This is a genomic window from Sphingomonas bacterium, assembly GCF_028292945.1.
GTDB lineage: Bacteria > Pseudomonadota > Alphaproteobacteria > Sphingomonadales > Sphingomonadaceae > Sphingomonas.
This window is the reverse complement of record NZ_JAQGLJ010000123.1, coordinates 1-22,517: the sequence shown is the minus strand read 5'-3', so window position 1 is coordinate 22,517 and position 22,517 is coordinate 1. Positions and strand designations below refer to the sequence as shown.

General features: G+C 67.1%; 22 protein-coding genes and 1 tRNA gene. 18 read left to right on the top strand and 5 right to left on the bottom strand.

Annotated elements, in window-relative coordinates; all coding sequences use genetic code 11:
- Positions 1 to 40: 40 nt before the first annotated feature.
- Together JWN21_RS13100 and alaS are read left to right on the top strand one after the other, a co-directional pair.
- The gene (locus tag JWN21_RS13100; protein ID WP_299650983.1) at positions 41 to 1,276 is read left to right on the top strand and encodes a Xaa-Pro peptidase family protein; all 1,236 of its coding nucleotides are present in this window, start codon (positions 41 to 43) and stop codon (positions 1,274 to 1,276) included.
- 37 nt (positions 1,277 to 1,313) lie between these two features.
- The gene (gene alaS, locus JWN21_RS13095; RefSeq protein ID WP_299650980.1) at positions 1,314 to 3,971 is read left to right on the top strand and encodes an alanine--tRNA ligase; all 2,658 of its coding nucleotides are present in this window, start codon (positions 1,314 to 1,316) and stop codon (positions 3,969 to 3,971) included.
- On the opposite strand, the gene JWN21_RS13090 is transcribed toward alaS, so the two are convergent.
- The 3 genes from JWN21_RS13090 to JWN21_RS13080 all read right to left on the bottom strand — a co-directional run bounded on the left by JWN21_RS13090 (position 3,968) and on the right by JWN21_RS13080 (position 7,353).
- The gene (locus JWN21_RS13090; protein ID WP_299650977.1) at positions 3,968 to 4,228 is read right to left on the bottom strand and encodes a hypothetical protein; all 261 of its coding nucleotides are present in this window, start codon (positions 4,226 to 4,228) and stop codon (positions 3,968 to 3,970) included. The two genes, alaS and JWN21_RS13090, sit on opposite strands and share 4 nt — an antisense overlap.
- Positions 4,229 to 4,296: 68 nt before the next feature.
- Positions 4,297 to 6,060, bottom strand: a complete 1,764-nt coding sequence (locus JWN21_RS13085) for a cation:proton antiporter (protein WP_299650974.1) — start codon at positions 6,058 to 6,060, stop codon at positions 4,297 to 4,299.
- 72 nt (positions 6,061 to 6,132) lie between these two features.
- Positions 6,133 to 7,353 carry an NADP-dependent isocitrate dehydrogenase gene (locus tag JWN21_RS13080; RefSeq protein ID WP_299650971.1) on the bottom strand — a complete coding sequence of 407 codons (1,221 nt, stop codon included), beginning with the start codon at positions 7,351 to 7,353 and terminating at the stop codon, positions 6,133 to 6,135.
- Between the two features lie 118 nt (positions 7,354 to 7,471).
- On the opposite strand from JWN21_RS13080, the gene JWN21_RS13075 reads away from it, so the two are divergent.
- Both JWN21_RS13075 and JWN21_RS13070 read left to right on the top strand, forming a co-directional pair.
- Entirely contained in the window at positions 7,472 to 8,209 is a 738-nt protein-coding gene (locus JWN21_RS13075; RefSeq protein ID WP_299650968.1) for a phosphatidylserine decarboxylase, read from the top strand.
- Positions 8,210 to 8,243: 34 nt separating this feature from the next.
- Positions 8,244 to 9,044 (top strand): phosphatidylcholine/phosphatidylserine synthase, encoded by an 801-nt coding sequence (locus tag JWN21_RS13070; protein WP_299650965.1) that lies wholly within the window; start codon positions 8,244 to 8,246, stop codon positions 9,042 to 9,044.
- Here JWN21_RS13070 and JWN21_RS13065 read toward each other — a convergent pair.
- Positions 8,986 to 9,219 carry a hypothetical protein gene (locus JWN21_RS13065; protein WP_299650962.1) on the bottom strand — a complete coding sequence of 78 codons (234 nt, stop codon included), beginning with the start codon at positions 9,217 to 9,219 and terminating at the stop codon, positions 8,986 to 8,988. The two genes, JWN21_RS13070 and JWN21_RS13065, sit on opposite strands and share 59 nt — an antisense overlap.
- Before the next feature lie 303 nt (positions 9,220 to 9,522).
- Here JWN21_RS13065 and rpsB point away from each other — a divergent pair, with 303 nt between their 5' ends.
- The 13 genes from rpsB to JWN21_RS13000 all read left to right on the top strand — a co-directional run bounded on the left by rpsB (position 9,523) and on the right by JWN21_RS13000 (position 21,773).
- Positions 9,523 to 10,365: a 30S ribosomal protein S2 gene (gene rpsB / locus JWN21_RS13060; RefSeq protein ID WP_299650959.1), complete on the top strand. Its 843-nt coding sequence runs from the start codon at positions 9,523 to 9,525 to the stop codon at positions 10,363 to 10,365.
- Positions 10,366 to 10,489: 124 nt separating this feature from the next.
- Positions 10,490 to 11,449: a translation elongation factor Ts gene (gene tsf, locus JWN21_RS13055; protein ID WP_299650956.1), complete on the top strand. Its 960-nt coding sequence runs from the start codon at positions 10,490 to 10,492 to the stop codon at positions 11,447 to 11,449.
- Between the two features lie 263 nt (positions 11,450 to 11,712).
- Positions 11,713 to 12,453, top strand: coding sequence for a UMP kinase (pyrH, locus tag JWN21_RS13050; protein ID WP_299650953.1), 741 nt, complete (start codon positions 11,713 to 11,715; stop codon positions 12,451 to 12,453).
- The gene (frr, locus tag JWN21_RS13045) at positions 12,453 to 13,010 is read left to right on the top strand and encodes a ribosome recycling factor (protein ID WP_299650950.1); all 558 of its coding nucleotides are present in this window, start codon (positions 12,453 to 12,455) and stop codon (positions 13,008 to 13,010) included. Before pyrH ends, frr begins: the two co-directional genes overlap by 1 nt.
- Positions 13,011 to 13,195: 185 nt before the next feature.
- Positions 13,196 to 13,864 (top strand): polyprenyl diphosphate synthase, encoded by a 669-nt coding sequence (uppS, locus tag JWN21_RS13040; protein ID WP_299651007.1) that lies wholly within the window; start codon positions 13,196 to 13,198, stop codon positions 13,862 to 13,864.
- Complete coding sequence (locus tag JWN21_RS13035) at positions 13,861 to 14,691, top strand: phosphatidate cytidylyltransferase (RefSeq protein WP_299650947.1); 831 nt, start codon at positions 13,861 to 13,863, stop codon at positions 14,689 to 14,691. The genes uppS and JWN21_RS13035 overlap by 4 nt, the downstream gene beginning before the upstream one ends.
- A complete protein-coding gene (dxr, locus tag JWN21_RS13030; RefSeq protein ID WP_299650945.1) occupies positions 14,688 to 15,842 on the top strand; it encodes a 1-deoxy-D-xylulose-5-phosphate reductoisomerase in 1,155 nt (384 codons plus the stop codon). Before JWN21_RS13035 ends, dxr begins: the two co-directional genes overlap by 4 nt.
- Positions 15,839 to 16,972 carry an RIP metalloprotease gene (locus tag JWN21_RS13025; RefSeq protein WP_299650942.1) on the top strand — a complete coding sequence of 378 codons (1,134 nt, stop codon included), beginning with the start codon at positions 15,839 to 15,841 and terminating at the stop codon, positions 16,970 to 16,972. The genes dxr and JWN21_RS13025 overlap by 4 nt, the downstream gene beginning before the upstream one ends.
- Positions 16,973 to 17,060: 88 nt before the next feature.
- Entirely contained in the window at positions 17,061 to 19,817 is a 2,757-nt protein-coding gene (gene bamA, locus JWN21_RS13020; protein WP_299650939.1) for an outer membrane protein assembly factor BamA, read from the top strand.
- Positions 19,817 to 20,443, top strand: a complete 627-nt coding sequence (locus tag JWN21_RS13015) for an OmpH family outer membrane protein (RefSeq protein WP_299650936.1) — start codon at positions 19,817 to 19,819, stop codon at positions 20,441 to 20,443. Before bamA ends, JWN21_RS13015 begins: the two co-directional genes overlap by 1 nt.
- Positions 20,444 to 20,481: 38 nt before the next feature.
- Positions 20,482 to 20,934, top strand: a complete 453-nt coding sequence (gene fabZ, locus JWN21_RS13010; protein WP_299651004.1) for a 3-hydroxyacyl-ACP dehydratase FabZ — start codon at positions 20,482 to 20,484, stop codon at positions 20,932 to 20,934.
- 257 nt (positions 20,935 to 21,191) lie between these two features.
- Positions 21,192 to 21,425, top strand: a complete 234-nt coding sequence (gene rpmE, locus JWN21_RS13005; protein ID WP_299650934.1) for a 50S ribosomal protein L31 — start codon at positions 21,192 to 21,194, stop codon at positions 21,423 to 21,425.
- Positions 21,426 to 21,461: 36 nt separating this feature from the next.
- Positions 21,462 to 21,773 (top strand): PilZ domain-containing protein, encoded by a 312-nt coding sequence (locus tag JWN21_RS13000; protein WP_299651001.1) that lies wholly within the window; start codon positions 21,462 to 21,464, stop codon positions 21,771 to 21,773.
- A gap of 6 nt (positions 21,774 to 21,779) precedes the next feature.
- On the opposite strand, the gene JWN21_RS12995 is transcribed toward JWN21_RS13000, so the two are convergent.
- Positions 21,780 to 21,869 (bottom strand) — tRNA-Ser (locus JWN21_RS12995).
- 95 nt (positions 21,870 to 21,964) lie between these two features.
- Here JWN21_RS12995 and JWN21_RS12990 point away from each other — a divergent pair.
- The coding region (locus JWN21_RS12990) for a lytic transglycosylase domain-containing protein (RefSeq protein ID WP_299650931.1) at positions 21,965 to 22,517 on the top strand (553 nt) is incomplete at its 3' end.

Sequence of the window (22,517 nt, the reverse complement as noted above, 5' to 3'; positions counted from 1 at the left end):
GGATTGAAGCGCCGTGGTCAAGCGCCGTATCGTCGTTGCCATGTCCCCGACCCGCCGCACCGTGATCGCTGCCGCCGCCCTGATGCCCTTTGCGGCCGTGGTTCGCGCGGCCGAGCCGGACCTGTCGGCACTCAAGCCGTTGCCGATCCCGCCGCCGATCGCCCGGGCGGAATACGCCCGCCGCCTCGTTGCCGCGCAGTCGCTGATGAAGCCGCATGGGATCGGCGCGGTGCTGATCGAATCGGGGACGTCGCTCGCCTATTTCACTGGCGTGCGCTGGGGCCGCAGCGAGCGCCCGACGGTGGCGCTGATCCCGGCGGAGGGCGAGCCGTGCATCGTCACGCCGTTCTTCGAGGAGCCCTCGATCCGCGAACTGCTCGCCGTCCCCGCCACCGTGCGCGTCTGGCAGGAAGACCAGAGCCCGTTTGCGGTCATGGCCAGCTTCCTGCGCGACCGACGGCTGCTCAGCCGCCCGGTCGCGGTGGAGGAGACGACCCGCTTCTTCATCGCCGACGGGCTCGCGCGGGCGATCGGCCGGCCGCTCGTTTCCGCCAACCCGGTCGTGCGCGCCTGCCGGATGATCAAGTCCGCGCCCGAGATCGCGCTGATGCAGGCCGCGACCGACGTGACGGTCGCCGCCTATCGCTGGACCCACCCGCGCATCGAGGCAGGCATGACCGGGGCGGAGATCGGCGTGCTCATGACCGCCGCCACGCGCCGGCTCGGCGGCAGTCCGGAGTTCGCGCTGGTGCTGGTCGGCGAGGGCAGCGCCTACCCGCACGGCACCAGGGAGGTGCAGCGCGTCGCGCCCGGGCAGGTCGTGCTGATGGACTGCGGCTGCACCGTGCGCGGCTACCAGTCCGACGTGTCGCGCACCTTCGTCTTCGGTCAGGCCAGCAAGGAACAGCGCACCGTGTGGGACCACATGGCGCAGGGCCAGCAGCTCGCCTTCCGTACCGCGCAGCTCGGCACGCCCGCCGGCGCGGTCGACGATGCCGTTCGCAAGCTTTACGCACAGCTCGGCTACGGCCCCGACTACCGCCTCCCCGGCCTGTCGCACCGCACCGGCCACGGCATCGGCATGGACGGCCATGAGCCGGTCAACCTCGTGCGTGGCGAAACCACGCCGCTCGCCGTCGGGATGTGCTTTTCCGATGAGCCGGGCATCTACCTTCCGGGCAAGTTCGGCGTCCGGCTTGAAGACTGCTTCCACATGACGCCGCAAGGCCCGCGCTGGTTCAGCAAACCGCCAAGCTCGATCGACCGCCCGGTCTAGCTTGAGCGGCCCGCGCGGCTCCCCTAAGCCCGCCGCCATGACCTCCACCAACGACATCCGCCGCGGCTTTCTCGACTACTTCGCCAGCCAAGGGCACCAGATCGTGCCGTCGGCGCCGCTGGTGCCGCAGAACGATCCGACGTTGATGTTCGTCAACGCCGGCATGGTGCCGTTCAAGAACGTGTTCACCGGGCTGGAGACGCGGCCCTATGTCACCGCGACCAGCAGCCAGAAGTGCGTGCGCGCAGGCGGCAAGCACAACGACCTCGACAATGTCGGCTACACCGCCCGCCACCATACTTTCTTCGAAATGCTCGGCAATTTCTCGTTCGGCCAATATTTCAAGGAGCAGGCGATCACCCACGCCTGGACGCTGCTGACGCGCGACTGGGGGCTCTCGCCAGACAAGCTGACCGCGACCGTCTATCACACCGACGACGAGGCGTTCGACCTGTGGCGCAAGATCGCCGGGCTACCCGAGCACCGCATCATCCGCATCCCGACCAAGGACAATTTCTGGGCGATGGGCGACAGCGGTCCGTGCGGGCCGTGCTCGGAGATCTTCTTCGATCACGGCGACCACATCGCTGGTGGTCCGCCCGGCAGCCCGGACGAGGATGGCGACCGGTTTGTCGAGATCTGGAACCTCGTCTTCATGCAGTACGAGCAGGAGGCGAACGAGATCACCGGCGAGCTGCCCAGGCCGTCGATCGACACCGGCATGGGGCTGGAGCGGATCGCGGCGGTGATGCAGGGCGTTCACGACAATTACGACACCGACACGTTCAAGGCGCTGATCGCCGCATCGGGCGAGCTGACGCGCACCGCCACCACCGGCGACAATCAGGCGAGCCACCGCGTCATCGCCGATCACCTGCGCACCGCCGGCTTCCTGGTCGCCGACGGCGTGCTGCCCGCCAACGAGGGTCGCGGCTATGTCCTGCGCCGGATCATGCGCCGCGCGATGCGCCACGCGCATCTGCTGGGGGCGGCCGAACCGCTGATGCACCGGCTGGTCCCTGCGCTTGCCGCCGAGATGGGGGCGGCTTACCCGGAGCTGGTCCGTGCGCAGCCGCTGATCGAGGCGACGCTGCGGCAGGAGGAGACGCGCTTCCGCCAGACGCTCGATCGCGGGCTGAAGCTGCTCGACGAGGCGACGGCGGGCATGACTGCGGGCGGTACGCTCGCCGGCGAGACCGCGTTCAAGCTCTACGACACGTTCGGTTTCCCTTATGATCTGACCGAGGATGCGCTCCGCGCGCAGGGCCTCGCCGTCGACCGCGCCGGCTTCGACACCGCGATGGCCGAGCAGAAGCGCGCCGCGCGTGCCGCGTGGAAGGGTTCGGGCGCGAAGGCGTCCGACGATCTGTGGTTCGATCTGGTGGAGGAACATGGCGCCACCGAGTTCACCGGCTATGCCGCCGACGAGAGCGAGGGCGTGGTGCTCGCGTTGCTGAAGGACGGCACGCGGGTGGAGCGCGCGGCGGCGGGCGATCAGGTCGAGCTGATCGTCAACCAGACGCCCTTCTACGCCGAAAGCGGCGGCCAGGTCGGCGACGCAGGCACCGCCACGACCGACAAGGGCGCGCGCGCGAGCGTTACGGACACGCACAAGCATCTCGGCCGCGTCTGGGCGCATCAGCTCACCGTCGGGGTCGGCGAGATTGCGGTCGGCGACGCGGTCCACCTCGCGGTCGACCATGAGCGTCGCGGAGCGATCCGCGCCAACCATTCCGCCACCCATCTGCTGCACGCGGCGCTGCGCGAGCGGCTCGGCACGCATGTCGCCCAGAAGGGGTCGCTGGTCGCGCCCGAGCGGCTGCGCTTCGACGTGTCGCATTCCAGCGCGATGAGCCCGGCCGACCTGGCTCAGGTCGAGGCCGACGTGAATGCACAGGTTCGTGCCAACACGCCCGTCACCACGCGGCTGATGACCCCCGACGAAGCGATCGCCGAAGGCGCGATGGCGCTGTTCGGCGAGAAGTACGGCGACGAGGTCCGCGTCGTATCGATGGGAACCGGAGCCTCTGAGGGAGAGGGGGCGCGCTACTCGGTCGAGCTGTGCGGCGGCACGCACGTCGCGGCTCTCGGCGATATCGGATTGCTGAAGATCGTGGGCGAGGGCGCCGTCTCCTCCGGCGTGCGCCGCGTCGAGGCGCTGACCGGCGAGGCGGCACGTGCCTACCTCTCCGCGCGCGACGACAAGCTGCGTGAGGCGGCGGCCGTGCTCAAATCATCCCCTGACGAGGTGCCAGCCCGCGTCGCCGCGCTGATCGAGGACCGCCGCCGACTGGAGCGCGAACTCGCCGACGCGAAGAAGGCGCTGGCGATGGGCGGCGGCACGGGCAACGCCGCCGCCGGACCCGAACAGGTCGGCGGCGTTAACTTCATCGGCCAGGTGCTCGACGGCTTCGAGGCCAAGGGGCTACGCGGCGCCGTGGATGACGCCAAGGCGCGGCTCGGCTCCGGTGTCGCGGTGATGGTAGCGGTCAACGATGGTCGCGCTTCGGTCGCGGTCGGCATATCCGAGGACCTGCTCGCGTCGCATAACGCCGTCGACCTGCTTCGCCGCGCGGTTGCCGTGCTGGGCGGGCAGGGCGGCGGCGGTCGCCCGGACATGGCGCAGGGCGGCGGTCCGGACGGCGACAAGGCGGCCGAAGCTGTCGCGGCGGTGCGGGCCGCGCTGGACGCCTAGAGCTTAACCCAAGGCCGCCCAATCACCCTTCCCCGACGGAAGTCGTCGCCCGACAGCCATTCGCGCGCGACCGCTGCGGACGCTTCCTCGTTGTCGCTCCGCGTCGCGTCGTAGACGATGTCGTGGAACAGCGTCGCCAGTACCAGCAGACGTGTCGCCGCGGGGTCATGCCCGACCCGCGTCACCGCGCGCAGCATCAGCGCGTGGTGTACCAGCCCGCGCCAGCGGCGCGCCGGCGAGCCAAACTCCGTCAGCAAGAACTCCCGCAGCGCCGGCGGCGCGTCCACCCGATCGAAAAAGGGACGGAGCAGGCGCTCGCCGCGAATCAGCCCGGCTGCTCGCCGCGGCCAGGCACGCGACGGATGCGCGGCTCACGGTCGAGATCGGCCGCCGCGCGCACTTCGCGCCTCAACTCGTCGCGCTTCTCGTGGATGGAGGCGATCACCGGCCCCATCGCCACACCCAGATCGACCAGCACGGCTTCGGACAGCTGCAACGAGCTTTCCAGGGTTTCCGGCACGGCATCAGTCACACCGGCACGGTACAGCTCGGCCGCATGTCGGGCGTCGCGGGCGCGCGCGATGATCGTCTGCTCGGTGTCCACAGCCCGGACCCGCTTCACCAGCCTGACGGTCAACGCGGGATCGTCCATCGTCAGCACCAGCGCGTCCGCCCGCGTCAGTGCAAGCCGCTCGACCAGTTCACCGCGTGCGACATCGCCGAACACCACCGGAAAGCCTTCGCTTCGCCCAGCGGCGACGTTGTCGGGATCGGCGTCGATCGCGAAGAACCGTCGGTCGTGGGCCTGCAGCATCTCGGCCACCAGTCGACCGACCCGGCCGAAGCCGATGATCACCGTGCCGGGGCCGAGTTCGTCCAGCTCCACCTCTGGCACCGCCCCGCGATTGAGGCGCCGGGTGACCACCTGACCGGCGCGCGCGAGCAGCGGTGTCACCGTCATGCCCAGCGCGGTCGCGGTCTGCCAGAATGCGGCCTCGGCCGGCGCGATCAGCGCGGCGCTCACCGCGACTCCGAGTACGATCAGCGTCGTCTCCCCCGGGCTCGCCAGCAACAGGCCCGACTCCGCCGCGATCGGCCAGCCGACACCGTCGCGACGGATCAGCAGCGCGGTAATGACCGCCTTGACCGCCACCACGCCGGCAAGCGCCGCCAGCAGCACGGGCCAGTCGGCGACCAGCATTCGCAGGTCGAGCCCCATGCCCACCGTGATCAGGAACACGCCCAGTGCCAGCCCCTGGAACGGGCGCACGATCGCCTCGACCTCGTCATGATACGCCGTTTCGGCGATCAGCACCCCCGCCAGCAGCGCGCCCACGATCGGGCCCAGCCCGACCGCCGAGGTCGCGAGGCTGGCGACGATGGCGACCAGCAGCGACGCGGCGAGGAACAGCTCCGGGCTCTTGGTGCGCGCCGCCTGCGCGAACAGTCGCGGCAGGATGATACGCCCGCCCAGATACATGACGATCACCGTCGCGCTACCCGCCAGAACAACATCAAACGGGTCGCGCTCGCCGCCACCCGCACCGATCGCGCCGAGCACGAACACGATCGGCACCAGTGCCAGGTCCTGCAGCAGCAGCACGGGAAAGGCCACGCGGCCCAGCGGCCCCGTCGTCCCCGTGATCGGCAGCACCAGCGCGGTGGACGACAGCGCCAGCGCAAGCGCCAGGCCAAGCGCGCCCGGCCAGCCATCGCCGCTGACCCGCAACGCCAGCACGATCGCAGCGGCCGACAGCAGCAGGATTGCGGCGCCCGTCCCGAACACTTGAGCGCGCATGCCCCACAGGCGTCGGAACGACAGCTCCAGCCCGATGGAGAACAACAGCAGGATGATGCCGATCTCGGCGACTGGCGTCATGGCGGCAGGGTTGGTGATGGTGACGTGGTAGAGCCAGGGAAAGCTCGCCACGAGACTGCCCAGCCCCGACGGGCCGACGAGCACGCCGACCAGGATGAAGCCGATCACCGGGCTGATCCGCACGCGCGCAAAGGCGGGGATCACAAGCCCCGCCGCGCCGAGCACGACGACCGCGTCGCTGATTGCACTGCCGCTGAGATCACCTGCCATGCCTGCCGTGCTAGGGCGAAAGGCGGCGGCTTGTCACCCCGGCATGAAGTGAGGCTAGGGACCGCGCTGGACTTAAGCCCAGCCGGCCATCTCCTTTTCGAGGTTCAGGCGCACCGCCTCGAAGAACTGCTCGGTCGTCATCCAGGGCTGGTCGGGACCGATCAGGATAGCGAGATCCTTGGTCATGCTGCCCTGCTCGACCGTTTCCACGCAGATCCGCTCCAGTGTCTCGGCGAAGCGCGTGACATCGGGCGTGTTGTCGAACTTGCCACGATATTTCAGCCCGCCGGTCCAGGCGAAGATCGACGCGATCGGGTTGGTGGAGGTCGCCTTGCCCTGCTGGTGCTGGCGATAATGGCGCGTGACGGTGCCGTGCGCAGCTTCGGCCTCGACCGTTTTGCCGTCGGGGGTCAGTAGCACCGACGTCATCAGCCCCAGCGAGCCGAAGCCCTGCGCTACCTGATCGGACTGCACGTCTCCGTCGTAATTCTTGCATGCCCACACGAATTCGCCCGACCATTTCAGCGCGCTGGCGACCATGTCGTCGATCAGGCGATGCTCGTAGACGATGTTCTTCGCCTTGAACTCCGCCGCGAACTCCGCCTCGAAAATCTCGGCGAACAGGTCCTTGAAGCGCCCGTCATACGCCTTGAGGATCGTGTTCTTGGTCGACAGGTACAGCGGCCAGCCGCGGCCCAGCGCGTAATGCATCGACGCGCGCGCGAAGTCGCGGATCGAATCGTCGAGATTGTACATCCCCATCGCGACGCCAGACGTCGGGAAGTCGAACACCTCGTGCTCGATGACCTGACCGTCTGCGCCCTCGAACTTCATCGTCAGCTTGCCCGGACCGGGCACCTTGAAATCGGTCGCCTTGTACTGATCGCCGAACGCGTGCCGCCCGACAACGATCGGGTGTGTCCAGCCGGGAATCAGGCGCGGCACGTTGCGGATCACGATCGGCTCGCGGAAGATCACGCCGCCCAGAATGTTGCGGATCGTGCCGTTGGGCGACTTCCACATCCGCTTGAGCTTGAACTCCTCGACGCGCTGCTCGTCGGGAGTGATGGTCGCGCACTTCACGGCGACACCGTATTTCTGCGTGGCGCGCGCGCTGTCGACGGTGACCTTGTCGTCGGTCGCGTCGCGATGCTCGATGCCGAGATCGTAATAATCCAGATCGATCGCGAGGTATGGCTTGATCAGGCGCTCGCGGATCCACTCCCAGATGATCCGCGTCATCTCGTCGCCGTCGATCTCCACGACGGGCGTCTTGACCTGAATTTTCGCCATTTGATCCTGTCCTCGGGGAAGCTGTCGGGGTGGCGTCTAGGGGACCGGGCAGGGGGGATCAACCGCGGCGGCGGACTCGGATTTGCCCTATCCGACCGTGCCGGGTATCGACCTGCGGATGGCATCTCTCGAAAAGCCGCTCCAAACACCGCTGCCGACCTCCACCGTGAAGTGGCGTTTTCCCGCCGTCCATCAGGAGGGCTACAAATACGTCGCGATCGCCGCCGGCATCACCTTGCTGCTGACGGTCGTGTGGAACGTCCTGTTCTGGCCGATGGTGGGCGTGACGATCTGGGTCGCCGCGTTCTTCCGCGACCCGATCCGGACCACGCCGCAGGACGCGGGGCTGATCGTGGCGCCCGCCGACGGGCTGATCACCATGATCGAGCGCGTGCCGGTTCCGCGCGAGCTGGACGGCCCCAATGGGCTGAGCGAAGCGTCGCGCGTGCGCGTATCGATCTTCATGTCGGTGTTCGACGTCCACATCAACCGCACCCCGATCGCAGGCACGGTCAGGCAGGTGGTGTATGTCGCGGGCAAGTTCCTCAACGCCGATCTGGACAAGGCGTCCGAAGAGAATGAGCGGCAGTATTTCGTCGTCGAGGGTCATGACGGCCGCCGCGTCGGCTTCACCCAGATCGCCGGCCTGGTGGCACGGCGCATCCTCGGATTCGTCAAGGCGGGCGACATTGTCGCGGCCGGGCAGCGCATCGGGCTGATCCGATTCGGCAGTCGCGTCGACGTGTTCCTGCCGGAGGATTGCGTGTGTCAGGTCGCGCTGGGGCAGCGTTCGATCGCGGGCGAGACGGTGCTGGGCCGGGTCGGCGGCACCGAAGTGAAAGGCGTGGCGCAATGACGATCGCCGCACGACGACCATCGCGGAACACCGGGTGAACGCGCAAGGGCGGCCGCAACGGCGGGCACGGGGCATCCCGCTGCGCGCGCTGCTGCCGAATGCAATCACCGCGCTGGCGCTTTGTTCCGGCTTGTCCGGCGTGCGTTTCGCCATCGGCGGCGAGTGGGAGCGCGCCGTCGGCATGATCGTGCTCGCCGGCGTGCTGGATGGCCTCGACGGCCGGGTCGCCCGCCTGTTGCGGGGCGAGAGCCGGTTCGGCGCGGAGCTCGATTCGCTGGCGGACGCGATCTCGTTCGGGGTGTCGCCGGCGCTGGTCCTGTTTCTGTGGTCGCTGACGCAGTGGCCACGGCTCGGCTGGATCGTCGCGCTGATGCTTGCGGTATTCTGCGCGCTACGCCTCGCCCGGTTCAACGCCCAGATCGATCTTGACGAGCAGCCGCATAAATCCGCCGGCTTTCTGACCGGTGTCCCGGCACCTGCCGGCGCGGGCCTCGCCATGCTGCCGCTGATCGCCTGGTTGTGGAGCGGCGAGCCCATCTTGCGCTCGCCATGGCTGGTCGCGCCATGGGTGGCGTTCGTGGCGATACTGATGGTGTCGAGCGTCGCGACGTTCAGCTGGACCTCGTTCCGCCTGCGCCGCACGGTACGGTTCGAGGCGATCGCCGCCGCGGTTGTGCTTGCCGCCGCGCTGGTGACCGCGCCGTGGCAGACGTTGACAGTTCTCAGCCTGATCTACCTGCTCACCATGCCATTCAGCATGGCGAGCTATGCCAAGGTCAGGCGGCAGCGCGCATCCGAGGCAACACGCTCGCCGGAGCCGACGCCCAGCGCCTGACTGCGATCCGCCGCTCCGCCATCGCCAGCCGCTGCAGCGGATTGAAGGACTGTTCGACATGGCCGGACGCCAGCCGCACGATCCGACGCCACTGCGGCGCGACGGACAGCCAGATCACCGCCATCGCCAACGTCATCGCGCCCATGAATACCATCGTGCCGATCACCGCCATCATGTTCGCCTCCCTGCGAACGCATCCCTGTCAAGACACGTTAACCAATAAGTTATCCACAGGTTCCGGATCCGGTGAAATACCTGCCTTTAAAGGCAAATCAGGTAAGATCAGCCTCGTCCGTATCTGCTACAAACCCCCTATGTTCCGCTCCTGTTCCCGTGTCAAGCGCTTGCGCCCGCGCCGGGGATCGCCTAAGCGCCGCGCCTCAACCCCACATGGGAAGCAACATAGCCCGGTGCGCCGGAGCCGACTGGCTCTTGCGTCATCCGCTTCCCAGAGGCTCAACCGGAAGGAGTTATCCCTATGGCGGCACCTGTCGTCACCATGCAGCAGCTCATCGAGACTGGTGCGCACTTCGGACACCAGACGCATCGCTGGAACCCGAAGATGAAACCCTACATCTTCGGCGATCGCAACGGCGTTCACATCCTCGATCTGTCGCAGACCGTGCCCCTGTTCGCACGTGCGCTCGACTTCGTGTCGTCGACCGTCGCCGGCGGTGGCAAGGTGCTGTTCGTCGGCACCAAGCGTCAGGCGCAGGAGCCGGTCCGTGATTCGGCGCGTCAGTCCAACCAGCATTTCGTCAATCACCGCTGGCTGGGCGGCATGCTCACCAACTGGAAGACGATCAGCAATTCGATACGTCGCATGAAGACGCTGGAGGAGCAGTTGGCCGGCGACACGGTCGGGCTGACCAAGAAGGAAGTGCTCCAGCTGACGCGTGAGCGCGACAAGCTGGAGATGAGCCTGGGTGGCATCCGCGACATGGGCGGCGTGCCCGACGTCATGTTCGTGATCGACGCCAACAAGGAGGAACTCGCGATCAAGGAGGCCAACACGCTGGGTATCCCGGTGGTTGCGATCCTCGATTCGAACGTCTCGCCTGACGGTATCGCCTTCCCGGTTCCCGCAAACGACGACGCCAGCCGCGCCATCCGCCTGTATTGCGAGGCGATCGCGATCGCGGCGACCCGCGGTGGTCAGGAGCAGCAGGCACGCTCGGGCCGCGACATCGGCGCGATGGATGCGCCACCGGCCGAGGAGGCGGTGATCACGCCGACTGCCGACGCGGGTGATCTGGGCACCGACCCGACGCCCGTCGATGCGGCCGTCCCAGCCGGAGAGGGTGCGCAGGCAAGCGCCTGAGCCGTCTGACATGGAGGGGAGGAGCGATCCTCCCCGTTCGTGCCGAGCGAAGTCGAGGCACGCGCCCCGCACCTGTCCCTCGACTTCGCTCGGGACGAACGGGGATTAATCAAGGACAATGAACATGGCCGACATCACGGCTTCGATGGTCAAGGACCTGCGCGAAAAGAGCGGCGCGGGCATGATGGATTGCAAGAAGGCGCTGAGCGAGACGTCGGGCGACATGGACGCCGCGATGGACTGGCTGCGCACCAAGGGCCTCGCCGCCGCCCAGAAGAAGTCCAGCCGCACCGCGGCCGAGGGTCTGGTCGGCGTGGCGGTCAGCGGCACGGCGGGCGCTGCGGTGGAGGTCAACTCCGAGACCGATTTCGTCGCCAAGAACCAGCAGTTTCAGGACTTCGTGCGCGAAGTGACGCAGATCGCGCTCGCCGGCAGCAACGATGTGGAGACGCTGAAGAGCGCCGCGATGCCATCGGGCACCACCGTTGCCGACGTGCTGACCAACAACATCGCCACCATCGGCGAGAACCAGTCGCTGCGCCGCGTCAAGCGGCTCGAGGTGACGAAGGGCGCGGTGGTTTCTTACGTCCACAACCAGCAGTCGCCGGGTCTCGGCAAGATCGGCGTCCTGGTCGCGCTTGAGTCGGACGCACCGGACGCGGCGTTGCAGGATTTGGGCAAGCAGCTCGCGATGCACATCGCGGCGGCGTTCCCCAAGGCGCTGAACGAGGCGGACCTGGACGAAGCCGAGATCGAGCGCGAGCGCGCGATCGCGACGGAGAAGGCTGCCGACAGCGGCAAGCCCGCCGATATCATCGCCAAGATGGTCGAGGGCGGCATCGCCAAATACCGCAAGGAGCATGCACTCGTCAGCCAGCTGTTCGTGATGGACGGCAAGACCAAGATCTCCGACGTTGTGGCGAAGGCAGGCAAGGACGCGGGCACGACCATCGTGCTCAAGGACTATGTCCGCTTCCAGCTCGGCGAAGGCATCGAGCGCGAGACCAGCGACTTCGCCGCCGAAGTGGCCGCCGCCAGCGGCGTACCGCAGAAGACCGATACGCAGCCAGAGCCGACGGCGTAGCCCTCTTCTCCCGCAAGCGGGAGAGGGACAGCTCGCGAAGCAATCAGGGTGAGGGCACGACGTGCGATCACGGCGATGCCGCTGCAGCTTCCCTCCCCGGCGGAAGCCGGGGTCCAGTCCGCCGCGCCGCGGACTGGCCCCGACTTTGCGTCGGGGAGGGCGGTACTAGCTGGTCGCTGCCACCTGCTACCGGCTCTCGTACCGATCCTCTTTCCATGCAGACGGTTGCCCCCGCGCCGTCGCCCGCGTAACCCGCTCCCCCGATGACCGCCCCCCGTTTCCGCCGCATCCTGCTAAAGCTCTCGGGTGAAGTCCTGATGGGCCCCAAGGATAATGGGGGCAATCTCGCGATCGATCCCGACGTGACCACCCGCGTCGCCCAGGAGATCGCTGACGTGCGGGCGCAGGGCTACCAGCTCTGCATCGTCGTCGGTGGCGGCAACATCTTTCGCGGGCTGTCGGCGGCTGCAAAGGGCATCGAGCGGGCGACCGCCGATTACATGGGCATGCTCGCCACGGTGATGAATGCGCTCGCGGTGCAGAACGCGCTCGAACAGATCGGCGTCGACACCCGCGTCCAGTCCGCGATCCCGATGCAGTCGGTCTGCGAACCGTTCATCCGCCGCCGCGCGGAGCGTCACCTCGAGAAGGGCCGCGTCGTGATCTTCGCCGCCGGCGTCGGTTCGCCCTTCTTCACCACCGACAGCGGCGCCGCGCTGCGCGCCGCCGAGATGAAGTGCGACGCGCTGTTCAAGGGCACCAGCGTCGACGGGGTGTACGACGCCGATCCCAAGCAGGTTCCGAGCGCAAAGCGTTACGAAACAGTGTCCTACGATACGGTCCTCTCGAACAATCTCAAGGTCATGGACGCGAGCGCGATCGCGCTTTGTCGTGACAACAACATCCCGATCGTTGTCTTCAACATCCGCGAGCACGGCAATTTCGCTGCGGTGCTGGCGGGGCAGGGCGTCTCGACGATCGTGCAAGCGCAGGAGCAGAATTGATGCCGGCCTATGACAAATCGGACCTGGAGCGGCGCATGGCCGGTGCGGTCGACGCGCTGAAGAGCGACCTTGCGGGTCTGCGCACCGGGCGCGCCTCGATCGCGCTGCTCGATCCCGTGATGGTCGAGGTCTATGGCAGTCACATGCCCCTGAACCAGGTGGCGACCGTTTCGGTGCCCGAGCCGCGCATGCTGTCGGTGCAGGTCTGGGACAAGACCAATGTCGGCCCGGTGGAAAAGGCGATCCGCTCGGCCGGGCTGGGCCTGAACCCGATCAACGACGGCACCACGCTGCGGCTGCCCATTCCCGACCTGACGGAGGAGCGCCGCAAGGAACTGGCCAAGCTCGCCGGCTCCTATTCGGAAAAGGCCAAGATCGCCGTGCGCAACGTGCGTCGCGATGGCATGGACAGCCTGAAGCTCGACGAGAAGAAGAACGTGTTTGGCGAAGACGACCGCAAGCGCCACGAGGCGGAGTTGCAGAAGCTGACCGACAAGACCGTGGCCGATGTCGATGCCGCGGCAAGTGCGAAAGAGAAAGAGATTCTGGGCAAGTGATGGCGGGCGGCGCAACGCTGTTCCCCTCCCGCGTGCGGGAGGGGCTAGGGGAGGGACTGTCAGCCTCACCCGGGCCAGAACAGGCCTTCCCCCAACCCGTCCCGCAAGCGGGAGCGGAGTAGGTGGCCACTGCGATAGCACCGGCTCCCGGCACTGCCGCCATCCCGCGTCACGTCGCGATCATCATGGACGGCAACGGCCGCTGGGCCAAGCAGCGCCATCTGCCGCGGCTCGCCGGGCACAAGGCGGGCGTGGAGGCGGTGCGTCGCGTCATGCGGTCGGCGCGCGAACTCGGGATCGAAGCGCTGACGCTATATGCGTTTTCCAGCGAGAACTGGCGCCGACCGGAGGCTGAGGTCATCGACCTGATGGGGCTGCTGCGCCGCTTCATCCGCTCCGACCTGGACGAGATGGTGCGCGAGAACGTGCGGTTGCGCGTGCTGGGCGACTATCGCCGCTTCGCCCCGGACCTTACCGAGATGATCGACGAGGCGGTCGCGCGCACCGCCGGCAACACCGGTCCGTTCCTCGCGATCGCGCTCAATTACGGCGCCCAGGCGGAGCTCGCGGCCGCCGCGCGCCGGCTCGCCGCCCAAGTTCTAGCAAAGCGCTTGCGACCCGAGGAGATCGACGAGGCGGCGATCGAGGCTGAGTTGGAAACCCGCGACCTGCCGCCGCTCGACCTGCTGATCCGCTCGTCGGGGGAACAGCGCCTGTCCAACTTCCTGCTCTGGCAGGCCGCCTATGCTGAATTGTTGTTCGTGGACACGCTCTGGCCCGATTTCGACGAGAATGTTTTTTCCGATGCGATCGCGGCGTTCGGGCTGCGTCAACGGCGCTACGGCGGCCTGTGACCGGCGATTCCCAACCGAGGCCACGCTCCGACCTCGCGGTCCGCAGCGCGGTCGGCCTGGGCCTCATCGCGGTCGCGGTCGCGGCGGTGGGGCTGGGCGGCCTTTACTTCTGGCTGGTGGTGACGATCGCCGCGCTGCTGATGCTGGGCGAATGGGCGGACCTACATGCGGCCCCCGCCAAGGCCCGGCGACTGGCGCAGTTCGCGCTGTTCGTCCCCTTGGTGACGATGACGCCCGAATGGGTGATCGGCGAGACCCGCGACTTCTTCACCGTGGGGCTGCTGGTCGGTGCGGCGTTCTTCGTCGTGATCGTCTCGCGCATGCCGAAGCTGGCGCTGGGCGTGATCTATGTCGGCGTGCCGGTACTGGCGCTGATCGTCATCCGCCGCCAGCTCGGCGTCGACGGCCTGGTCTGGACCTTCTGGGCGCTGGCGCTGGTGTGGGCGACCGATATCGGCGCCTATTTCGCGGGGCGGACGATCGGCGGGCCGAAGCTGTTGCCCAGCGTCAGCCCCAACAAGACCTGGGCGGGGCTGATCGGCGGCGTGATCGCGGCGGGCGCGCTCGCCGCGATCCTGCACGTCGCTGCCGGGCTCCCGCTTCGCCTCGCGCTCGCCACGCCATTCCTGGCCGTGCTCGCACAGGGCGGGGACCTCTACGAGAGCTGGCTCAAGCGTCGCGCCGGCGTCAAGGATTCGGGAGACCTCCTGCCCGGGCATGGCGGCGTGCTGGACCGGCTCGACGGGTTGGTCCCGGTCGCACCCGTCGCGGCGCTGCTGGTCGTGTTGCCCACCGTGCGCGCGTTCCTCGCCCAGCAGTTCGGGTGAGGACCGTCACGATCCTGGGCGCCACCGGCTCGGTCGGCACGTCGACGCTCGACCTGGTCGAGCGCGAGCCCGACCGTTTCCGTGTCCGCGCGCTGACCGCCAACAGCGACGTCGCCGGCCTCGCTGCGGCGGCGATACGCACCAACGCCGAGCTGGCGGTAGTCGCCGACGAAAGCAAACTTCCAGCCCTCCGCGACGCCCTTCACGGCACCAACATCGCCTGCGCGGCCGGTCGACAAGCAGTCATCGCCGCCGCCGTCGGCGCGGACTGGACGATGGCGGCGATCGTCGGCTGCGCCGGGTTGGAACCCGTCCTTGCGGCGATCAGTGGCGGCAAGACCGTGGTGCTCGCCAACAAGGAGCCGCTGGTGTCGGCCGGGGAGCTGGTGCTTGCCGCCGCCGCGAGATCCGGCGCGACGCTGCTGCCGGCCGACAGCGAGCACAACGCGATCTTCCAGTGTTTCGACTTCACCCGGTCCGAGCGCGTGCGCCGCATCGTCCTGACCGGCAGCGGCGGCCCATTCCGCGACTGGTCGACGCAAGCGATGCGCGACGTCACGCCGGACCAGGCGCTTGCCCACCCGAACTGGTCGATGGGCGCGAAGATCTCGATCGACAGCGCGACCATGTTCAACAAGGGTCTGGAGCTGATCGAGGCCGCGCGCCTTTTTCCGGTAGCGCCCGCCCGAATCGAGATCGTCATCCACCGCCAGTCGGTGGTGCATTCGATGGTAGAGTATGTGGACGGCTCGACGCTGGCGCAGCTCGGCCCGTCGGACATGCGCGTGCCGATCGCGCACACGCTGGCCTGGCCCGACCGTCTGCCGACGCCGTTGCCGCCGCTCGATCTGGTTGCGCTTGGCCGCCTCGATTTCGAAGCACCCGACGAGGCGCGTTTTCCCGCGCTCCGCCTGGCGCGTGAGGCGCTGGCGGCCGGTGGCGCGCGGCCGGCGATCCTCAACGCTGCCAACGAGGTCGCGGTCGCGGCGTTCCTGGCCGGCCGGATCGGCTTCCTCGAAATCGCCGCAATCGTCGCCGATACTCTGAATGCCTACGATGCACCCGCGCCCGACACGCTCGACGCGGTGCTCGCCGTCGATGCGGAGGCGCGCAGGATGGCGCAGGAGCGGATGAAGGACAGCGTGGTTTGATCGAATCTCCCGGCTTCCTGATCTATTTCGTCGCTTTCCTGTGCGTCATCGGCCCGCTCGTGTTCGTGCACGAGATGGGGCACTACGCGGCGGCGCGGTGGTTCGGCGTGAAGATCGAGGCATTCTCGATCGGCATGGGTCGCGAGATCGCCGGCTGGACCGACCGGCACGGGACGCGGTGGAAGCTCGCCTGGCTGCCGCTGGGTGGTTATGTCCGCTTCGCCGGCGACATGAACGCGGTTTCGCGGCCATCCGCCGAATGGCTGGCCTTGCCCGCGTCGGAGCGCGGGCGGACGTTCCAGGCCAAACCCGTCTGGCAGCGCGCGATCATCGTCGCGGCAGGACCGGCGGTGAACCTGCTGCTGGCCGTGCTGATCCTGGCCGGCTTCGCGCATATATACGGCGTTCGCTACACGGCCCCGATCGTCGCCGGCGTCTCGGCGGGCAGCCCTGCGGCAGCAGCGGGCCTGCTCCCGGGCGACCGCATCGTCTCGCTGGGCGGTCGCACCGTCGCAAGGTTCGACGATGTCGCGAACTACCTCCTCATCCGCCCCGGCGAGAAGGTCTCGGTCGTGGTCGACCGAGGCGGCGCGCAAACGGCGATGTCGGTCACCGTCGGCGAGGTGCGGCAGCAGGATCGCTTCGGCAACGAATACCGCATCGGCCGGCTGGGTATCGCTAGCCCGCGCCCGGAATACCGACCCGCCCCGCTGCTCCAGGCGCCGGGTGAGGGTGTGAGGCTGGTCGGCCAGGTGCTGCGCAACACGCTCGATGCGCTGGGCCAGATCATCACCGGCCGTCGCTCGATCAAGGAACTCGGCGGCCCCCTCAAGATCGCGAAGACATCGGGCGAGCAGTTCTCGCTCGGCTGGCCGGAGTTCATCACCCTCATTGCGATGGTCTCCATCAATCTCGGGTTCATCAACCTGCTGCCAGTTCCCATGCTAGATGGTGGTCACCTGTTCTTCTACGCGATCGAGGCGGTGCGGCGACGACCGGTGGGGCCGCAGGTGCAGGAATGGGCGTATCGCGGCGGGCTGGCGGCGTTGCTGACGCTGATGCTGGTGGTGACGATCAACGACCTCGGCTCGTTTGGTCTATGGCAGCGACTGGGCGGGCTGTTCGGCTGATCGGGTTGCGGGAAGTGGCGGGATCGGGCAGGGGCGCGCGGGGCGCGACAGGGCAAGTTTTCCACGCGGGGTTGGGGTTTTGACGTCAGTGACAGTTTCCAAGGTTTCCAAGCCCCGGCGCGGTACATTCGCGACTGCGCTGCTCGCCGGCACCGTGCTGGCGGGCGCGCCCTGCGCCGCGACCGCTCAGACCGGCGCACCAAACGTGCCGGTGACGGCGGGCGCGGAGCAGTTGCCCGCACCGACTCCCGCCGCCGCCCCGAGCGTGCTCGATCTAAACGCCCGTACGATCAGAACGCTGCGTGTCGAAGGGTCGCAGCGCATCGAGCCGGATACGGTGCTCTCCTATACCCGCCTTCGCGTCGGCACGCCGTATACGGCCGAAACGCTCGATCAGGCGCTCAAGGACCTGCAGGCATCGGACCTATTCGCCGACTTCTCCATCTCGGGTGTCGAGAGCGGTGATATCGTGCTGCGGGTGCGCGAGAACCCGATCATCAATCGCGTCATCTTCGAAGGCAACAAGGCACTCAAAAGCGATAAATTCACCAAGGAAGTCAAGCTGGCCCCGCGTCAGATCTTTACCCGCTCCGCCGTTCGCCAGGACGTGCAGCGCATCATCGAGCTGTACCGCCGCCAGGGCCGCTTCGCCGCGGTGGTCGAGCCCAAGATGGTGTCGCTGGACCAGAACCGCGTCGACGTGGTGTTCGAGATCACCGAGGGCGCGAAGTCCAAGGTTCGGCAGATCAACGTCATCGGCAACGAGGTCTTCTCCGACGACCAGCTGCGCGGCCAGATGGCGACCAAACAAGCGCGCTTCTTTCGCCTCCTGTCGTCGGGCACTTCCTATGACCAGGACCGGCTGAACTACGACCAGCAGAAGCTGCGACAATATTATCTGACGGAGGGCTATGCCGATTTCCGCGTCATATCGGCCATCGCCGAGCTGACACCCGACAAGCGTGATTTCATCATCACCTATGTCGTCGAGGAGGGGAAACGCTACAAGTTCGGCGACATCACCGTCGACAGTCAGATCCGCGACTTCGACAACACTGCCCTTGCCGCGGCACTGCCGCTGAAGAAGGGCGAATGGTACAATGCCAAGCAGGTCGAGGACTCGGTCACGCAACTGAGCGAGGCCGCGGGCCTGTTCGGCTATGCCTTCACTGACGTGAATCCGGAGTTCGTGCCGGATCGTGAAGCGTTGACCATGTCGCTCAACTTCAACATTGCGCAGGCGCAGCGCACCTATGTCGAACGCATCGACATCAACGGCAACACGCAGACACAGGACAAGGTGGTTCGCCGCGAGATCAGGCTGGCCGAGGGCGACGCGTTCAACAGCTTTCAGGTCAAGCGGTCGCAGGACCGGATCAACAGCCTCGGCTTCTTCCAGGACAAGTTCGAAATCAAGCAGAACCCCGGTTCCGCGCCCGATCGCGTGACGCTGGAGGCCAATGTCGAAGAGAAGTCGACCGGCGAGCTGCAGCTGTCGGCAGGCTATTCCAGCCTCGAGCGCTTCATCATCCAAGCCAACGTCACGCAGCGAAATTTTCGTGGCAAGGGGCAGGAGTTACGCCTGGGGGTTAATTACTCCAGCTATTCGAAGTCTGTCGAGGCCGGTTTTACCGAACCTTATCTGTTCGACAGGAACATCGCCGTCGGAGTCGATCTGTTCCGGCGCGATTACAACTCGTTCGGCTTTGCAGGCACGGAACGCCGTACCACCTATTCACAGGTGACCACCGGATTTCAGGTCCGTCTCGGCGTACCGCTGACGGAATATTGGTCGCTGTCGGGCCGGTACGGCCTGTCATATGACGAAGTCGGACTCGACCAAGACACATATTTCACGGCCGGCGTCTGCGACCCGCTGAAGGCCGGGCGGTACCTTTGTGACTCGATCGGCAACCGTTATACTTCGGCGCTGGGCTTCTCGCTGATCAACGACAGCCTCAACAGCCGCCTGCGCCCCAGCGACGGGTCGCGTTTCGCGTTCAGCGCCGACATCGCCGGACTGGGCGGGGACGTGAAATATGTCCGTGGTACCGCCAATTACGCCAAATACTGGAACGTCGGCGGCGGCTTTATCGGATCGGTGCTCGCCGAAGGCGGATTCATCCGCTCCTTGGAGGAGAGTCGCGGACCCGGCATCGACAAGGTTCGCATCACCGACCGCTTCTACCTAGGCGAGCCGCAGTTTCGCGGGTTCGATATCCGTGGCGTCGGGCCCCGCGTGCAGCGCCTCAACTTCACTGCGGACGCGACCACCGGCGCGCAAGTGCTGGTGACCGATCGCGACCAGATCCAGGACGACGCGCTGGGCGGTCGCGCCTATTATCTGGGTCGTGTCGAACTGGAGATCCCACTCGGCTCCGGCGCGCGCGAGCTTGGCCTCCGGCCCTCGATCTACGTTCAGGCAGGCAGCCTGTTTGGCATAACGCGGCCGCTGCCCACCGCCACGTTCGCTCAGGCTAGAGATGCAGGCGGGAAGCTGCTGTTCAATACGGACGGCTCGCCTACTCTGCTTGGTGCCCCCCTCCTTACGCCGGCCGGTCAGCAGGTATTCGCCACGTCGGCCGGGCTGACGACAATCTGTCCCGCCGGTATTCCGGATGCGACGGGCGCCTGCATCGGCACGGTTGCGAACGACCCTCAATTCAGCCAGCCATTTCTCGAACGTTTCCTGGGCAATTCGCGCAAGCCTCGCCTGTCGGTCGGTTTCGGTGTAAACTGGAACTCACCTTTCGGCCCCTTGCGTATCGACGTCGCCAAGGCGCTGCTGACGCAGCCCGGGGACGACACCAAGCTCATCACCTTCAACGTAGGAACCCAGTTCTGATGACTAACCTCACCAAGATTCTTCTCGCCGCGTCGGTGGCGGTAACGGCGCCTGCGGCGGCTCAGGTCAATGGCGTCGCGGTCGCCGATCCGCAGGGGGCCATCGCCGGGACGCGTGCATGGGCGACCGCGCGCACCCAGATCCAGACGACGTACAAGCCGCAGCTCGATCAGGCCGACGCGCGCTCCAAGGCGATTCAGGCCGAGCTGCAGCCGCTGGTAACGCAGTTCCAGGCGGCACAGCGCGCGCCGGGTGCGACCAACGCCACGCTTCAGCCGCAATACGCGGCGATCCAGGCCAAGCAGCAGGCGGGTCAGGCGGAGATCGCCCGCATCACCGCACCCGCCGAGCGCGCCCAGGCGTATGTCATCGAGCAGATCCAGGCGAAGCTGGGGGAAGCGGTGCAGAACGTCGTTCGCACGCGCAACGTCAGCCTGCTGGTCAACCCGCAGGCGGTGTTGTTTCTGCAGCCAAATGCCGACGTGACCCCCGCCGTGACCGCCGAGCTGGATCGCTTGATCCCGACCGTGAGCACCGCCGTGCCGGCAGGTTGGCAGCCCGGCCAGCAGCAGGCTGCGCGTGCAGCGACGCCCGCCCCGGCGCCTGCCCGCCCCACCGGCAGGTGAGCGACGCCGGAGGCAGGGGGGCGTCCGATCCCGCCAACTTGGGCCCGCTCGACATCGGGCGGGTCCTGGCTGCCCTGCCGCACCGCTATCCGATGCTGTTGGTCGATCGCGTCGAGGAGCTGGTCCTCGACCGGTCGATAGCAGCGATCAAGGCGGTCACCTTCAACGAAGGCTTCTTCCAGGGCCATTTCCCCGGCCGCCCGATTATGCCGGGCGTGCTTATCGTCGAGGCATTGGCGCAGGCGGCAGGCATCCTTGCGGTGGAAAGCCTTGGTCTCACCGGGTCGGGCAAGCTGGTCTATTTTATGGCAATCGAGGCCGCCAAGTTCAGGAAGCCGGTCGAGCCCGGCGTGCTGCTCCGCCTCGAGGTCGAGTTCGTGCAGAAGCGCAGCAGCGTCTGCAAATTCGCCGGCCGCGCGACGATCGACGGCCAACTCGCGGCGGAAGCGAGCTTCACCGCGATGATCGCCGACCCGCCGAAGACTTCTTAACCCTCTCCGGTCTTCGTGGGAGAGGGACAGGCAGCGAAGCTGCCAGGGTGAGGGCCTGACGCAGGATAGTTGTCTGCCGTTTGAAGAATACCCTCACCGCTGCGACTAAGCGGCTGCAAGTGCAGCCGTTAAGCCTCAGCCCTCTCCCGCGAAAGCGGGAGAGGGCTGAGGTAAGAGAGCTTTGACTTCCGCACCCTCATCACCTAACCGCCCCCACATCAGGCTGGTCGGAACCAGCCACCTCAGGAGCATACCCCGTGAAGGCCGATACTCACCCTGACTACCACATGATCAAGGTCCAGATGACCGACGGCACCGTGTACGAAACGCGCTCCACCTGGGGCAAGGCGGGCGACACGATGACGCTGGAGATCGATCCGCTCGCGCACCCAGCGTGGACCGGCGGTCGCGGCACCATGCTCGACACCGGTGGTCAGGTTGCGCGCTTCAACAAGCGTTTCGGCGGTGGCTTGACGCTCAAGGGTCGCTAACCCGCTATTTACCATCGGCGGCGTAGCTTGACCGTCATGTTCGCCGCCGAGTTCGAAACTGCCGTGATCGACAACCGACGCCGGGTGCCCCGCGCTCCGGTGTCCCTCGACGCGCGCGTTGGAAAGGGCGGGCTGGATCGCGCGCTGTGCAAGGTCGTCGACCTGTCGGTCCACGGCGCGCGGTTGCAGACCTATTCGCCGATGAAGAAGGGCGGCACGATCTGGCTGACCCTGCCGGGCCTTCCGCCGATCGCCGCCGACGTGATGTGGGCGGATGATTATGTCGCCGGGTGTCAGTTCCATACGCCGCTGCCTGCAGAGCAGTTCGAAATACTCGTGAACCGCTAGGGTGCGTGGCGGAGGGAGTGGGATTCGAACCCACGGTGGGCTTGCACCCACGGCGGTTTTCAAGACCGCTGCCTTAAACCACTCGGCCATCCCTCCGCGGCCCGCCTCGTCTAGAGCCGCCGCGCCCGTCTGTGCAAGGGCCGCGACGAGCCGGTTTCCCGCGCGCTCAGCCGCATGCGAAGAGCATCGGCATGTTGGCGTATTTCAAGATGATGATTGCGGGTGCCCTGCTGCTCGCCGCAGGCAGCGCGGTGGCACAGGATGAGGATGCCGCGTTCCAGGCCTATCTCTCGCAATTGCGGGCGCAGGCGATCGCGGCGGGGGTGCGTCCAAGCACCGTGGACGGCGTGCTGCCGACGCTGACGCTGGACCCGCAGACCATCCGCAACGACCGCGCGCAGCCTGCGCCCGTGTCGTCGACCGCCTTCACCCCCTTCGCCCCCTATCGCGCGCGCCACGTCAACGCCGACCGCGTCGCGCGCGGGCAGCAGGCTTATCGGGCGCAGGCCGAGCGGCTGGCGACGATGGAGCGGCGCACGGGCGTGCCGGCCTCGATCGCCGCCGCGATTTGGGGTCACGAGACCGACTATGGCGCCAATACCGGCCGCTATGACCTCTTCCGCAGCCTCGCCACGCTCGCCTATGAGGGCCGCCGCCGCTCGCTGTTCGCGGGCGAGTTCGTCGCCGCACTCAAGATGCTCGATCGCGGTGTGCCCCGCGCGCGGATGCGCGGCAGCTGGGCGG

What these genes read in the sequence shown, in the direction of transcription:
- JWN21_RS13100 (WP_299650983.1), top strand. Translation starts at nt 41, where the DNA reads ATGTCCCCGACCCGCCGCACCGTGATCGCTGCCGCCGCCCTGATGCCC.
- uppS (WP_299651007.1), top strand. Translation starts at nt 13,196, where the DNA reads ATGGACGGCAACGGCCGCTGGGCCAAGCAGCGCCATCTGCCGCGGCTC.
- JWN21_RS13015 (WP_299650936.1), top strand. Translation starts at nt 19,817, where the DNA reads ATGACTAACCTCACCAAGATTCTTCTCGCCGCGTCGGTGGCGGTAACG.
- JWN21_RS13075 (WP_299650968.1), top strand. Translation starts at nt 7,472, where the DNA reads ATGGCATCTCTCGAAAAGCCGCTCCAAACACCGCTGCCGACCTCCACC.
- JWN21_RS13085 (WP_299650974.1), bottom strand. Translation starts at nt 6,060, where the DNA reads ATGGCAGGTGATCTCAGCGGCAGTGCAATCAGCGACGCGGTCGTCGTG.
- pyrH (WP_299650953.1), top strand. Translation starts at nt 11,713, where the DNA reads ATGACCGCCCCCCGTTTCCGCCGCATCCTGCTAAAGCTCTCGGGTGAA.
- JWN21_RS13080 (WP_299650971.1), bottom strand. Translation starts at nt 7,353, where the DNA reads ATGGCGAAAATTCAGGTCAAGACGCCCGTCGTGGAGATCGACGGCGAC.
- JWN21_RS13000 (WP_299651001.1), top strand. Translation starts at nt 21,462, where the DNA reads ATGTTCGCCGCCGAGTTCGAAACTGCCGTGATCGACAACCGACGCCGG.
- rpsB (WP_299650959.1), top strand. Translation starts at nt 9,523, where the DNA reads ATGGCGGCACCTGTCGTCACCATGCAGCAGCTCATCGAGACTGGTGCG.
- frr (WP_299650950.1), top strand. Translation starts at nt 12,453, where the DNA reads ATGCCGGCCTATGACAAATCGGACCTGGAGCGGCGCATGGCCGGTGCG.
- alaS (WP_299650980.1), top strand. Translation starts at nt 1,314, where the DNA reads ATGACCTCCACCAACGACATCCGCCGCGGCTTTCTCGACTACTTCGCC.
- JWN21_RS13065 (WP_299650962.1), bottom strand. Translation starts at nt 9,219, where the DNA reads ATGATGGCGGTGATCGGCACGATGGTATTCATGGGCGCGATGACGTTG.
- tsf (WP_299650956.1), top strand. Translation starts at nt 10,490, where the DNA reads ATGGCCGACATCACGGCTTCGATGGTCAAGGACCTGCGCGAAAAGAGC.